This window comes from Streptomyces sp. NPDC048504, assembly GCF_043200035.1.
Lineage (GTDB): Bacteria > Actinomycetota > Actinomycetes > Streptomycetales > Streptomycetaceae > Streptomyces.
In genome coordinates, this window is the sequence record NZ_JBICXA010000024.1 from 163,124 (window position 1) to 176,293 (window position 13,170).

A 13,170-nucleotide genomic window follows, 5' to 3' on the forward strand; every position below is an offset into this window, starting at 1 on the left:
TCAGCCACCGGCCTGAAGGTCGAGGGTGCTGCCCTTGTCCTGCTGGTACGGCGTCGCCTGCCACTGCCCGAAGTCGAGCACCCGGCTCTGGTCCTCGGCGACGAACTTCCACGGCCCGACGTAGACGTTGTCGTGCCAGCGGTTGTGCTGCTTCTCGGTGATGGCGTCGGCCACCTGCTCGCCCTTGTACGGCGACCAGTCCGGATAGGTGCCGTAGTTGGACAGCACGGCCATGCGGTCGCACATCTCCGTGCAGTTGACGACGGACTCGTCGAGCACGAAACGGTTGTCGTGGATGTCCACCCGCTGGGTCTTCCACCGGCAGTCGGAGTAGAGCGGTGCCTTGGCGATGGCCGGCTTCGAGCAGCTGGCGGTCTTCTTCACCAGCAGCGTGCAGTCGCCGGACGAGGTGTTGGCCGGGCTGTTGCAGAACCGGTCGGCGTTCTCCCAGAGGGTGATCCCGGACCAGTTGTTCTCCAGCACGTTCCGGTAGATCTCGATCCTGTCGGTGCGGGCCTTGATCCGTGGTTCGCCGCCGGACTCGGACAGGTAGACGGTCGCGTACGGGAAGTTGTCGCCGCCGTCGGCCGCCTTGCGGCCCTCGACCCAGTTGTTCCGCCGGATCGTGTTGTCCCGGATGACCGCGTTGTAGCTGGTCTCGTAGATCAGTGCTGCACCGTCGTTGGCCTCGATCACGTTGTTCTCGATGCGGAAGTCGTTGTTGTCGGTGTCCGCCCACAACCCGGTTCCGCGGTTGTCGTGCACCCAGTTCCCGCTGATGTCCGCGCCGTTGACCTCCCAGAACTTGATGCCTCCGGTGCAGCCGCAGCCCTCCTTGCGCCGCTCCCAGTCACCGGTGTTGTTGCCCGTGATCTCGTTGCCCTCGACCACCAGGCCGGTGATGCGGCCGTTGCCCTTGTAGGCGTTCATGCCGTACTGGCCGTTGTCGCGCAGGCAGCTGCCACGGACCTGCTGGCGGGCACCGGCCATCAGGCCGGCGCCGGAGTTGTTCTGGATCGTGGCGTCTTCGATCACCCATCCGTCGGCCGAGTCGTGGTTGACGACGCCCTCGTCCTGCGGCGCGACGAAACCCTGCACCGTCAGATAGCGGATGGTGACATCGGGGGCGTTACCGGTGAACGCGTACTGGTTCTTCTTCCGGCCGTCGAACACCGCGCCCGGCGCACCGAGGTAGCGGTCCCCCTTCTTGGGGATGACCTGGGCGTAGCGGTCCTTCTCAAGTCGGTGCGTGCCCGGCTTGAGCCAGAACGTGGTGTTCGGAGGGCTGCTCTTGGTCTTCGCCGCCAGGTCACCGACCACCGCGGGGTCGACGGTCACCGCGCCCGCCGGTGCCTTCGCCGGCCCGGCCGCGGGGTTGGCGCACACCCGGGCCACGGTCCGGGCGGCGGACGTGGACGTGGACGGCGCGGCGGTCGGCTTCGTCGTGGCCGGGGCGCTCGACGTGCTCTCGCAGCCGGTCGCCGTCAGCAGGGCCAGCGCCAGCGGTGCCGCCGCCAGCGCCCAGGGCCGCCTGTTGATCCTCACGCGCCCCCCTGGCCGCGGAACCCGAGCACGGTGGTGAACGCGCCCGCGCCGTCGGCGAAGCCGGTGCCGACCAGCGTGGTGGCGGGTTCCTTGCGCCCGAATCCGGCGGAGTACCAGCCCAGCGGCGGGTCCGTCTCGCCGCGATGCGCCTGCCAGGACAGCTGTTCGGGCAGGTCGAGCACCGCGGAGCGGTCCTCGCCGTCCCGGGTCCAGGTGAGCACCGCCCGGTGCCCGGCCAGGTCCGCGGCGATCGCCGGGCCGAGATGGAACGCCAACTGCACGTCCCGGCGAGGGCCTTGCACCTGGTCGACGATCCTCAGCTCCCGGCTCGCGGCCGTCAGTTCCACCCGGCGGCGGTGCACCGATCCCTGGTAGCCGTCGTGCTCGGCAGCCCAACGGGCCACCTCCGCACCGGAGTTGGCCACGTCCAGGACGCGGGTGCGGGCGTGCCGGGTCCACAGGAACGGGCCGCCGGAGACGGACTGGTCACCGCCGTCCAGTCGCAGGGTGTTGTGACCGAGGGTCGACCGGAAGTACTGCCGCCACGCCGGCTGCCCGTGGTAGCAGTACGTCCCCGGGTCGGCGAGCACGTCCACCCCGTCGTGCCGGACCTCCACGGACAGCGCGTCGGCGTGGGCGTGCGCGGCGATGGACAGGAAGCCGTGCGGACCGCCGTCGCAGCGGCACCAGATCTCCTCAGGACCGCGCAGGACGGTGAGCCCCGCGTCGGCGAAGTGGGCGGGCCTGGACGCCGGACGGGCGGTTCCGTCCTTCGCGTACGGCCGGACGAGCGCGGCCAGCAGCGGGGTGCGCACGTCGGTACCGGTCACCTTCGGCCACCAGTCGAGCCGACCGAACACGGCGTCTCCGGTGGCCAGCAGCGAACCCCAGCGGTCGGTGCCCGCGCCGTCCACGACCAGACCGAAGCCGTCGTCCGCGTCACCTTGGCGCGGCGGACGCAGCCGGTTGTCCACGACGGCCGCGAGCGCGTCGGTCATCCGCAGCAGCACCAGCCGGAGCGACTCGGGCACCGGCACGTCGGCGGCGTCGGCCTCGGCCAGCGCGGCCAGGCCCAGTTCCAGGACGAGTCCGTGGTACTCGGTGGCCAGCTCCCGGTTGAGGCCGGAGTCGAAGGTGTTGGCGCGCAGCTCCCGCTCCAGCGACCGCAGCGCGTCGGAGCGCCAACGCGCCGACGAGGGGAACCAGTTGAACGCGCAGGCCGCGGCGAACTGTCCGGCGGTCTCGGCGATGACGTGGTTGTTCGCCGAGGAACCCCGGCTGGGGAAGGCGGCCAGCCAGCGCTGGTGGTGCCAGATCTGGTTCAGGGCGACCGGATTGTCCTCGAAGAGTCCGGCCGCGCCCGGCCAGCCGTCGAGCAGCCGGCGGATCCACACCCAGGACAGCAGCCGGATGCCCAGCTCGATGCCGCTGATCCAGTGCACACCTCGCAGCGGCGGGTTGGCCGCCCACCACGACCGTAGGTGCGCGGCGACGCGCTCGGCGTACCGCTCGTCCCCGGTGACCGCGTAGGCGGCGGCGAGCACGGTGAGGTACTGGTGCCGGGACGGCTCCCAGATCTGCTTGATGTCCCCGGCCACGTTCTCGTCGCGGTACGGCACGTCGAAGGCGTAGCCCGACGGGGCCCGGCGCCCGGTCTTCGGGTCGTAGAACCAGTCCGGGTCGGTGAGGTCGTCGCGGACCAGCCCGAAGAACTCGGCGTGCCCGGCCATCAGTCGGTCCGCCTCGGCGACGAGCCGTTTCGCGGCGTCCGGCGGCACCTCGGCGATCGTCCCCGCGGGCAGGACGGCGGTGAAGCGGGCGCCGGTGACGCTCGGGCAGTCGGGCGGCGCCGACCGCCAACGCCGCCTGCGCACGGCGTCGCCCGCCCGGCCCGCTACCTCTCGCGGGCCCATCCGGGACAGTCGGCGCAGGTACCAGCCCGCGCTCATGGTCATCGCGCGCTCGCCAACGTCACCGGCGCGCCGCCGGCCAGGCCGGTGTGCACGGCGAGGGTGGCCGCCGTGGTGGCGACCAGCGACTCCAGCGGCACCGGCATCGGCCCGCCGGTCCGAACGGCCTTGATGAACGCGGCGAGTTCGGCGTTCTGGCCCTTGTCCCGGGCCTTGGGCAGCCGCGAACTGACCCACTTCTTGGAGCCGTGGACGGAGGCGCGGACGAAGTCGTCGAGCCGCAGCACCTTGCCGTCCCCGACCAGGTCCAGGGTCTCCTTGGGGAAGCCCGAGGCACCGGTGGTGACGTAGCTGATGGTGGCGGTGGAGCCGTCCGGGTAGCGCAGGACGACCTGGAGGTCCTCGTTGCCGGGCACGGCCGTCGCGTACACGGAGACCGGATCGGCGTCGAGGAGCCAGCTCGCCGTGTCGATGAAGTGGCCGCCCTCGCCGGCGAACCGCGAGCCCTCGGCGCCCTGTTGGAGGTACCAGCTGCCGTGCTGGAGCTTGCCCGCGTTGACGAGGTAGCGCAGGCTCGCCGGGCCGGTCCGGGCGCCGAGCCGCTCCTTGGCCTCCGTCAGCAGCGGCGCGAACCGGCGGTTGAAGCCCACCTGGAGCCGGTCGTTGCCGGACTCCTCCACCGCCGCGAGGACGCCGGCCAGCTCGTCCTCGGTGAGGGCCAGGGGCTTCTCCACGAACACGGTCTTGCCTGCCAGCAGGGCCTGCCGGGTCAGTTCGGCGTGCGAGCTGTGCCGGGTGACCACGAACACGGCGTCGACGGACTTGTCGCCGAGGACGGCGTCGAGGTCGGTGGTCGCCTTCGCGAAGCCGAACTTCCGCTGCGCGTTGGCCCCGGAGAGCGCCGTCGTGGTGACGACGGTCGACAGCTCGACGCCCTCGCGCCGGGCCAGGTGCGGCAGCAGCATCGACGTCGCGTAGTTGCCCGCCCCGACGAAAGCGAGCCGCACCGGCGTCTTGGCTGACCGGGCCGGGGCGACGGTCGTGCCGGTGCGTCGCACCTCGGGCACGGACACCTCCGGGGCCGCCGACTCCCCCTGTTCCTCCGCCTGTTCGGGGTAGCGGAACAGCACCGCCACGGCCTTCAGTTCGCCGTCCTTCAGGCTCCGGTACGTCTCGACGGCGTCGTCGAAGTCGGCGATGTGGGAGACCAGGGGCTCCACGTCGACGCGGCCGCGGGCGAGGAGGTCGAGGAAGCACGCCAGGTTGCGGCGCTCGGTCCAGCGCACATAGCCGATCGGGTAGTCGCGTCCCTCCAGCTCGTACGACGGGTCGTAGCGCCCGGGGCCGTAGGAGCGCGAGAAGCGGACGTCGAGCTCCTTCTCGTAGTACGCGTTCCACGGCAGGTCCAGGCGGCACTTGCCGATGTCGACGACCCGGCCGCGGTCCCGTGCGAGCCGGGCGGCCAGTTCGACGGGCTGGTTGCTGCCGCCGCCGGCGGCCAGGAACACCTGGTCGACGCCGTGACCGCCGGTGAGTTCGGCGACGGCCGCTTCCACGGCGGCCGAGGAGGGGTCGCCGCAGGCCGCGGCGCCCAGACGCTCGGCGAGTTCGCAGCGCGCCGGGTCCGGGTCGGCACCGACGACGCGGACTCCCGCGGCGGTGAGGAGCTGTACCACCAGCTGCCCGATCAGTCCGAGGCCGATGACCAGGGCCACCTCGCCGAGCTGCGGCTCGCCCTGGCGGACGCCCTGCATCGCGATCGAGCCGACGGTGCCGAAGGCCGCGTGCCGCGGGGCGAGTCCGTCGGGGACCGGGGCGTAGAGGTTCTTCGGCACCCAGTTCAACTCGGCGTGCAGCGCGTGCTCGTTGCCGGCGCAGGCCACGAGGTCGCCGACCTTCACGTCGTCGATCCCGGCGCCGACCTGCTCGACCACCCCGCACAGCGAGTAGCCCAGCGGAGTGTAGGAGTCCAGCTTGCCCATCACCTTGCGGTAGGTGGCGGGCACCCCGTTGGTGGCCACGCTCTGCATGACCTTGGCCACCTGGTCCGGCCTTGAGCGGGCCTTGCCCAGCATCGACATGCCGGCCTCGGAGACCTTCATGAGTTCGGTGCCGGTGGATATCAGCGAGTAGGCGCTGCGGACCAGCACACCGCCCGGCTTGCATCCCGGTACCGGAACGTCGAGCACCGCCAGCTCGCCGCTCTTGTAGTTCTGTACAACCTGCTTCACCGGAACTCCTGTTTTCTAAGCCGTCGTCCGAGCGCTCTGGGCGGAGCCAGAGGTCGCGTCGCGATACCAGTACTCAAGGGTCAGTACGTGCCACAGATGCTTGGAGTAGTCCGCCTGTCCGGCGGCGTCCTCGGCGACCATCCGGGCCAGCGCGTCGCGGCGCAGGAGCCCGGAGCTGACGAGCAGGCCGTCGTTGACCACCTCGCGCACCAGCGGTGCCAGGTCGCGGCTCATCCAGGCGCGCAGCGGAGCGCTGAACAGGCCCTTGGGCCGGTACACGATCTCCCGGGGCAGGATCGAGGTGGCCGCCTCCTTGAGGACCGCCTTGCCCTGCCGTCCGACGATCTTGCGATCGCCGGGCACGGCGAACGCCGCCTTGACCACCTCGACGTCCACGTACGGCACCCGCACCTCGGTCGACGCGGCCATGCTCGACCGGTCCGTGTAGGCGAGGTTGAGGCCCGGCAGGAACATCCGGGCGTCGGTCAGGCACATGCGGTTCACGAAGTCGTCGAGGTCGTTGTCCTGGTAGACGTCCGCGTGTTCGGTCAGCACGTCGTCGACCGTCCCGGCCAGGTCCGGATCGATCAGGGCGAGCAGCTCCGGCTTGTCGTACATGGTGTAGCTGCGCCGGAACGCGGTCTCCTCGGGAAGATCGGCGAAGGAGAGGAACCGCTTCGCGAAACGCACCGACCGGTACCCCCGGCGGGCCGTGGCGACCGGCAGCCGGTCCACGACCCCGGACACCCCGCGCCGCAGGGGCCGGGGGACGCGCTGGTAGCGCAGCGCGAGCAGGTTGGCCAGGTGTTTGCGGTATCCCGCGAACAGCTCGTCGGCACCCATCCCCGAGAGCATCACCTTGACCCCTGCCTCCCTGGCGGCCATGCAGATCAGGTACGTGTTGATGGCGGCGGGGTCGCCGATCGGCTCGTCCAGGCTGTACGTCATCTGCGGCAGCAGGTCGAGCACGTTCGGGGCGATCTCGATCTCGTGCAGGTCGACGCCGAACTGCTCGGCCACCTGCCGGGCGTAGCGCAGGTCGTCGGGCATCGCCTCGAACTTGGCGTCCTCGGCGCGGAAGCCGATCGTGTAGGCGGAGATCCCGGGTTGGTGGCGGGCCGCCAGCGCGGTCAGATAGCTGGAGTCGAGGCCGCCGGAGAGGAAGGTCGCCACGGGTACGTCGGAGAGCAGGTGGCGCCGGGTCGACTCCTCGACGACGGCGTCGAGGTCCGGCCGCTCGCCGGCCTGGGCCCGCTCCCGGCCCTCGGCGGCGACGTCCTTCAGGTTCCAGAAGCTGCCACGCTCCACCCGGCCGTCGGCCCGGCACCGCAGCCAGCTCCCCGGCGGCAGCTTCTCCGCCTCGCGGAACGCGCAGCGCGAGTCCGGCACCCAGTAGTACAGCAGCGAGGCCACAAGGGCCGCGTGGTCCACCTCCAGCGTCCCGCCGGTCGCGGCGGCGAGCGCCTTGAGCTCGGAGGCGAACATCAGGCCCTGGCCGCGCCGGAGCAGGAACAGCGGCTTGATGCCCAACTGGTCGCGGGCCAGCACCAGTTCACCGGTCCGCTCGTCGAAGATGCCGAACGCGAACATGCCGCGCAGCCGGGGCAGGCAGTCCGTGCCCCAGCGCCGCCAGGCCTCCAGGAGTACCTCGGTGTCGGATGTGCCGCGGAAGCGCACCCCGCTGGCCGCCAGCTCGGCACGGAGTTCGGGCGCGTTGTACAGCTCGCCGTTGTACGTCAGGACGAGGCCGTCCGAGACCATCGGCTGGGCGCCGGTCTCGGACAGGTCGATGATGGACAACCTGCGGTGCCCGAGCTGCACTTCGCCGTCACCCAGGGGGTGGCCGTAGCGGCCCGAGCCGTCCGGGCCGCGGTGGGCGAGGACGTCGGTGAGCCGGTCGGTGACGGCCTTTCCGTCCGGCCATCGGTACGTGCCTGCGATGCCACACACGTCTACCGCACCTCCTGGTCGTTGTCCGGGACCCGTGCGGCCCGCATCGGCTGCCGTTCCGTGAGCCGTCGGCCTGTCGTGTTCTGCCAGGTCGGCCGCTCGCTCCGGCCGCGCAGCGCGTTGGCCAGCCCGTCCCACAGCGTGCCGTCGGTCCGGTCGCGCGGATCGGGGTCGATCAGCACCACACCGATCACCGGGATGCGCTGGTCCGCGAGCTGCCGCGCCACGGTGTGCAGCCATGCGGCGCTGCCGTGCCCGGCACGCACGACGAGCACGGTCCGGGAGCCGAGGTGCTGGAGGTCGGTCCACGCCGTGCCGGGTGCCACCGAGCCGACGCCGATCCGCAGCTCCTGAGGCGACATGGCCGCGGCACCTTCGGCGCCGACCACGGTGGGGTCTCCCGGTTTCGGGCGGCGGCCCGAGAGCTGCGTGCCGGGGAGACCGTCGACGACGGTCACTGGCCCGTCCTCCCCCAACGCCCGGGCGAGACCGAGGGCGATCACGGCCGTGCTGCGCGCGCAGCCGAGTTCCAGCAGCGACAGCGGCTCCGCCGAGCCGCGCGCGGTGCGGGCCAGTGTCGTGGTGAGCCGTTCGCGTGCCACCCGGGTCCGCCGCCGCTGCCACAGCCTGCCGGAACGGCGGGGCAGTTCGGCGATGACCGAGGCGCCGAGGTTCGCCGCGATGTCCCGGCGCAGCACGGGGCGGTCCGCCACCACCACGCCCACCGCGGCCAGCGCGAGCCCGAGGAAGAGCCCGAGGACGAGTCCGATCACGGCGTTGGTGACGGCGGCCTTGGGCAGGGAGTGCCGTACCGCGCGCGGTGCGTCCACGATCTGCGTGCCGGCGACGAGCTGGGGAGCGCCGACGCGTGCCTCCTCGGCACGCTGGCCGAAGTCGGAGATCTGTGAGGTGAGTTCGGCCCGCCGGGCGAAGAGCGATTCGAGGTTCGCCGAGTCCTTCGGGTCGGTGTCGGGCGTCCGGCCGGCGATCGTCTTGTTTACGTCGGCGAGCTCCGCCTGTATCCGGGCACGCTGGTCGAGCAGGCCCTGGGCGTTGGCGTCGGCGATGGCCTGGATGCGCTGGGCGTGGTCCGCGACGAACGCCTCGGCCAGTGCCTTGGCCCGGGCCACCGCTTCCGCGTCGGTCTTGCCGGTCACATCGATCTCGAGGACGTTGTTGGTGAGTCCGGTGCCCCGGTAGTCCTTCATGAAGTCCTCCGGTTTTTCCGGGGACTTGAGGATCTTCAGGGCCTGGCCGGCGATCCGTGAGGTCGCCAGCAGCTGGGCGTCGGTGCGGATCAGCGTTCCGGTGTCGTTCGGCTGGTCCTCCTGGTGCGCGACCAGCACCTTGGTCACCGCGGCCGGTGCCGGCGGCAGCAGGACCGCCACGGCCGCGCCGATCAGCAGTCCGAGCAGGGCCATCGCGGACCAGAGCCGGCGGCGTCTGCGGACCGCGACCACCAGCGCCTGCACGTCGAGGAGCGGAGTGGTCGCCGAGGACTCCGAAGTCGTGCTCGTCATCACGCCGAACCTCCCGTCGTGTGGCCGTGCACCGCGAACGTCAACGTGGCCTCGTCCGCCGGACGGCCGGTGGTCCGCGCCGGACGGGTGGTGCGTACCGTGCCGGCGACGACGACGCCGACGACCTCGTGACCGCCGTCCGCGCACGCCTCGGCGATGTCCGCGAGTTCCTCCGCGGTCCGGCTGCCCGCGCCGAGGACGACCAGGGCACCGGACTCCGTGTCACGGTCGCGGTCCGGCACGACCGGCCGCTCCACCGTCACCTCCACCACCCGCAGCAGCGGATCGCCCGTGGCCTCGGCGACGAGCTGCCCCGCGGCCCGGCGGGCGACCTCGTCGCCTTCCGGTACGACGACCAGCAGCCGCCGGGGGGCGGGCAGTTGGTCCCTCACGCGAGCGGACACCCGCCGGTAGCGGATCCGCCTGTCGGCCTCGTCGCCGGACCTCTGCGGGATCGGTACGTCCCACCGGGTGTCGATGCCGAGCAGCCGGCGGATCCGGGATCTCGGGCCACGGCTCTCCGGCTCGTGCCCGCTCCGTTCACCGGGCACGTCGACGGTGCCGAGGAGCGGCGCGCCCAGCGCCGCGGCGATCTCCGCCTCGGTGCGCGGCCGGCGGCTCACCCGTGCCGCGGCGAGATGGCCGATGACCGCGAGCAGGAGGAACAACAGCGCCCCGCCGACGGTCAGTTGCGTTCTCGTCGGCGCCGCCGCGCCGGTCGGCCGGGGCGCCGGCCCCATGACGACCATGTTGGCCTTGCCGGTTGCCGACGGGGCGGCCTCTTCGAGCTTCTTCATGGCATCCTGCAGCGCGGTGCGCAGCCCTTCCAGCTCGGTGCGGGCCTGCACGCTCTCCACGGTCTGCCCCGGATCGGCCGCAGCGGCCAGGTCGGTGATGCGGCGGTTGGTGTCCGCCACCTGCTTCCGCAGCGCCTCCGTCTCCGTGGCCGCCGCGGGGTCGATGCTGCCGCCCGCGACGCGCACGGCGAAGGTGACGAACTGCTGGGCCATCTGGTCGGAGAGCCGCTGCGCGCGCTCCGGGGTGTCGGCCGTGCCGGAGATCTTGATGATGTTCCCGTCGTCGGCCTTGGCGCTGACCTGGTCCTGCAGGTCGGCGCCGCTGACGCCCTTCCAGCCGAGCGTGGCGGCCGCGCGGTCGGCCACCTCGGAACTGGTCGCGATGTCCACCTGGGTCAGCAGTTCGCGCTCGTCCCACTGGCCCGGCAGCAGGACGGATGCCGCCGCCGTGTACCGCGGCGGCAACAGCAGCACCGAGGTGCCGTAGCCGAAGAGCGCGCCCGCTACGGCGAGGGCGGCGAGGAGCCGCCACCGCCGACGGAGAATCCGTCCGATCGTGACCAGACGGATCGTGTCCTCATTCAATGGTGCGGCCTCTTCCCCGTACGGACCGGCCCACCCGCGGACACCGGGGCTTGGTCCCGGCAGGCGGCGGCATAGGCGGCGAGCAGTGACGCTTGCGAGTTCTCCCAGGACAGCGGCCCGCTGATCCGCTCCTGGCCGATCGTGCCCATCCGGGCCCGCTTCTGCGGATCGTCGAGGAGCAGCGCGATGAGCTTGGCGAACTGGGCCTCGTCGTCCTCGGGCGCGTAGACGGCGGCGTCACCGGCGGAGACGCGCGCCTCCCGGAGGTCGAACGAGACGATCGGCCGTCCCATCGCCATGTACTCCAGGACCTTGTTCATGGTCGACACGTCGTTGAGCGGATTGCACGGGTCGGGGGAAAGACACACGTCCGCGGTGCACAGGTAGCGCACCAGGTCGGCGTCCGGGATGCGCCCGGTGAACTGCACCTGCTCGGCGAGACCGAGCCGCCGGGACAGTTCCACCATCGCGTCGAAGGCGTCGCCGGCGCCGACGAAGACCGCGTGCCAGTCGGTCCGCCCGAGTTCGTCGCGCAGTTTCGCCAGGGCCCGCAGGGCGTAGTCGACGCCGTCCTGGGGGCCCATGACGCCGAGGTAGCACAGCAGATGGGGCTTGCCGCGCTTCAACTCGGGCTCCGGCGGCACCGGTTGGAACCGGTCGGTCGCGGGCGCGCTGCGCACCACGAAGACGTCCTCCGGCCGCTTGCCGCCGCGGCGCAGCGCGACGTCCTTGTAGCTCTCGTTCGTGGCGAGCACGATGTCCGCGGCCCGGTAGGTCCGCCGCTCCAGCGCGCACACGGCGCGGTAGAGCAGGTCCTCGCCGCGGTCGAACCGGGAGAGGTACAGCTCGGGCACCAGGTCGTGCTGGTCGAAGACGAACCGCGCGCCACGCCGCTTCAGCCACAGCGCCGGCAGGAACAGCAGGTCGGGCGGGTTGCAGGCGTGGACCACGTCGACCGGGCCGACCTTGCGGGCCAGCCGGACCGTGTGCCACAGCGCCGATCCGTACTCCCGCAGGTAGCCGGCCGGTCCTCCGGTGGCCGCGCGCAACGGGTAGCGGTGGATCCGCACCCCGTCGATCACCGCCTCCGGTTCCGTGTCCCGCTTCTCGCCTTGGGGGCAGATGACGTGCACCTCCCAGCCCGCGTCGCGCAGCGTGGTGCACTCCTGCCACACCCGCCGGTCGAACGGCACCGACAGGTTCTCCACCAGGATCAGCGCGCGTCGGTTCGAGCCGTCGCGGCTGATTGCGTTACCAGGCAAGGCCCATGTACCCCGGTTCGTTCCGGCGCGCGTCGGCGTCGGGAAGATGGATGAGATCGACGATCATCGGTCCGCCCGCATGGGGCAGCGCCGCCAGCACGGCCGGATCTTTGGTCCCCACCAGGCACACCTCGGCGTGCTCCAGCACCTCGTCGACGGAGTCGGCGAGCAGTTGCGCGAGATGCGGCAGCCGGCTCTCGATGTACTCGCGGTTCGCGCCGAGCAGCCGGGAGAGGCTCACGTTGGCGTCGTAGATCTTGAGGTCGTAGCCCTTGCCGAAGAGCCTTTCCGCCAGCTCGACGAGCGGGCTCTCCCGGAGGTCGTCGGTGCCGGGTTTGAAGGACAGTCCGAACAGGCCCACCCGGCGCTTGCCGGTGCGCTCGACCAGGTCCACCGCGCGCTGCAGATGGTCGGAGTTGGAGGCCAGCACGTGGGAGAGGATGGGTACGGAGACGTCGGCCCGCTGCGCCGCGTGGACCAGGCTGCGCAGGTCCTTGGGCAGGCAGGAACCGCCGAAGGCGAAGCCGGGCCGCAGGTAGGCGGGGCTGATGTTCAGCTTGCGGTCGGCAAGGAACACGTCCATCACCTGGTGCGAGTCCACCCCGAGCGCCTGGCACACCGAGCCCAGCTCGTTGGCGAAGCCGATCTTGAGGCCGTGGAACGCGTTGTCCGCGTACTTGATCGCCTCGGCGGTCGGGACCGGCACCCGGAACACCTCGCCGGACAGGCCGTCGTAGAGCGCCGCCACCGCGTCGCCGCTGGCCGGGTCGAGCTCGCCGATGACGGTCTTCGGCGGGTCGAAGAAGTCCTGCACGCTGGTGCCCTCGCGCAGGAACTCCGGGTTGACCGCGACTCCGAAGTCCACCCCGGCCGTGCCGCCGACGTTCTTCTCCAGGATCGGCACCAGCAGGTTCAGGCAGGTGCCCGGGAGCATGGTGCTGCGGAACACGACGGTCTGCCGCCCGCCCCGCTCGGCGAGCGCGGCGCCGATCTGTTCGGTGACCCGCTCCAAATACGTGGTGCACAGGCTGCCGTTGGGCTCCGACGGGGTGCCCACGCAGACCAGCGATATCTCGCTGTTCATGATCGCCTCGCGGACGTCACCGGTGGCGCGGAGCGCTCCGGTCCGCACGACCTCGGCGATGAGCTCGCCGATCCGCTCCTCGACGACCGGGGCCTTGCCGTCGTTGACCAGGTCGACCTTCACCTGGTTCACGTCCACCCCGATGACCTCGTGCCCCATGCTGGCCAGGCACGCGGCCGACACACAGCCCACGTAGCCGAGCCCGAAAACGCTGACTCTCATGCCCCGTCTCTCCCCCCAGTCAGGCCCTTGCGGCCTGCGGTCCGCGCGTCGGTCGGACGACCCC

The 13,170-nt window shown here is 71.6% G+C and carries 8 protein-coding genes; all 8 read right to left on the reverse strand.

Annotation, left to right across the window (positions count from 1 at the left end; translation table 11 throughout):
* Genes ACGFY9_RS44170 through ACGFY9_RS44205 form a run of 8 tightly spaced genes read right to left on the reverse strand, consistent with a single transcriptional unit; the run spans position 1 to position 13,106 of the window.
* Positions 1 to 1,545: a right-handed parallel beta-helix repeat-containing protein gene (locus ACGFY9_RS44170; RefSeq protein ID WP_393764052.1), complete on the reverse strand. Its 1,545-nt coding sequence runs from the start codon at positions 1,543 to 1,545 to the stop codon at positions 1 to 3.
* Positions 1,542 to 3,500 carry an alginate lyase family protein gene (locus ACGFY9_RS44175; RefSeq protein ID WP_393764054.1) on the reverse strand — a complete coding sequence of 653 codons (1,959 nt, stop codon included), beginning with the start codon at positions 3,498 to 3,500 and terminating at the stop codon, positions 1,542 to 1,544. The genes ACGFY9_RS44170 and ACGFY9_RS44175 overlap by 4 nt, the downstream gene beginning before the upstream one ends.
* Positions 3,497 to 5,686: a bi-domain-containing oxidoreductase gene (locus ACGFY9_RS44180; RefSeq protein WP_393764056.1), complete on the reverse strand. Its 2,190-nt coding sequence runs from the start codon at positions 5,684 to 5,686 to the stop codon at positions 3,497 to 3,499. Before ACGFY9_RS44180 ends, ACGFY9_RS44175 begins: the two co-directional genes overlap by 4 nt.
* A gap of 15 nt (positions 5,687 to 5,701) precedes the next feature.
* On the reverse strand, positions 5,702 to 7,636 hold the full coding sequence (gene asnB, locus ACGFY9_RS44185) for an asparagine synthase (glutamine-hydrolyzing) (RefSeq protein ID WP_393764058.1): 1,935 nt from the start codon (positions 7,634 to 7,636) through the stop codon (positions 5,702 to 5,704).
* 2 nt (positions 7,637 to 7,638) lie between these two features.
* Positions 7,639 to 9,159 (reverse strand): Wzz/FepE/Etk N-terminal domain-containing protein, encoded by a 1,521-nt coding sequence (locus ACGFY9_RS44190; RefSeq protein WP_393764060.1) that lies wholly within the window; start codon positions 9,157 to 9,159, stop codon positions 7,639 to 7,641.
* Entirely contained in the window at positions 9,156 to 10,538 is a 1,383-nt protein-coding gene (locus ACGFY9_RS44195) for a Wzz/FepE/Etk N-terminal domain-containing protein (protein WP_393764062.1), read from the reverse strand. The genes ACGFY9_RS44190 and ACGFY9_RS44195 overlap by 4 nt, the downstream gene beginning before the upstream one ends.
* Entirely contained in the window at positions 10,535 to 11,800 is a 1,266-nt protein-coding gene (locus tag ACGFY9_RS44200; protein WP_393764064.1) for a glycosyltransferase family 4 protein, read from the reverse strand. Before ACGFY9_RS44200 ends, ACGFY9_RS44195 begins: the two co-directional genes overlap by 4 nt.
* Positions 11,790 to 13,106, reverse strand: a complete 1,317-nt coding sequence (locus tag ACGFY9_RS44205) for a nucleotide sugar dehydrogenase (RefSeq protein ID WP_393764066.1) — start codon at positions 13,104 to 13,106, stop codon at positions 11,790 to 11,792. Before ACGFY9_RS44205 ends, ACGFY9_RS44200 begins: the two co-directional genes overlap by 11 nt.
* Positions 13,107 to 13,170: the final 64 nt, after the last annotated feature.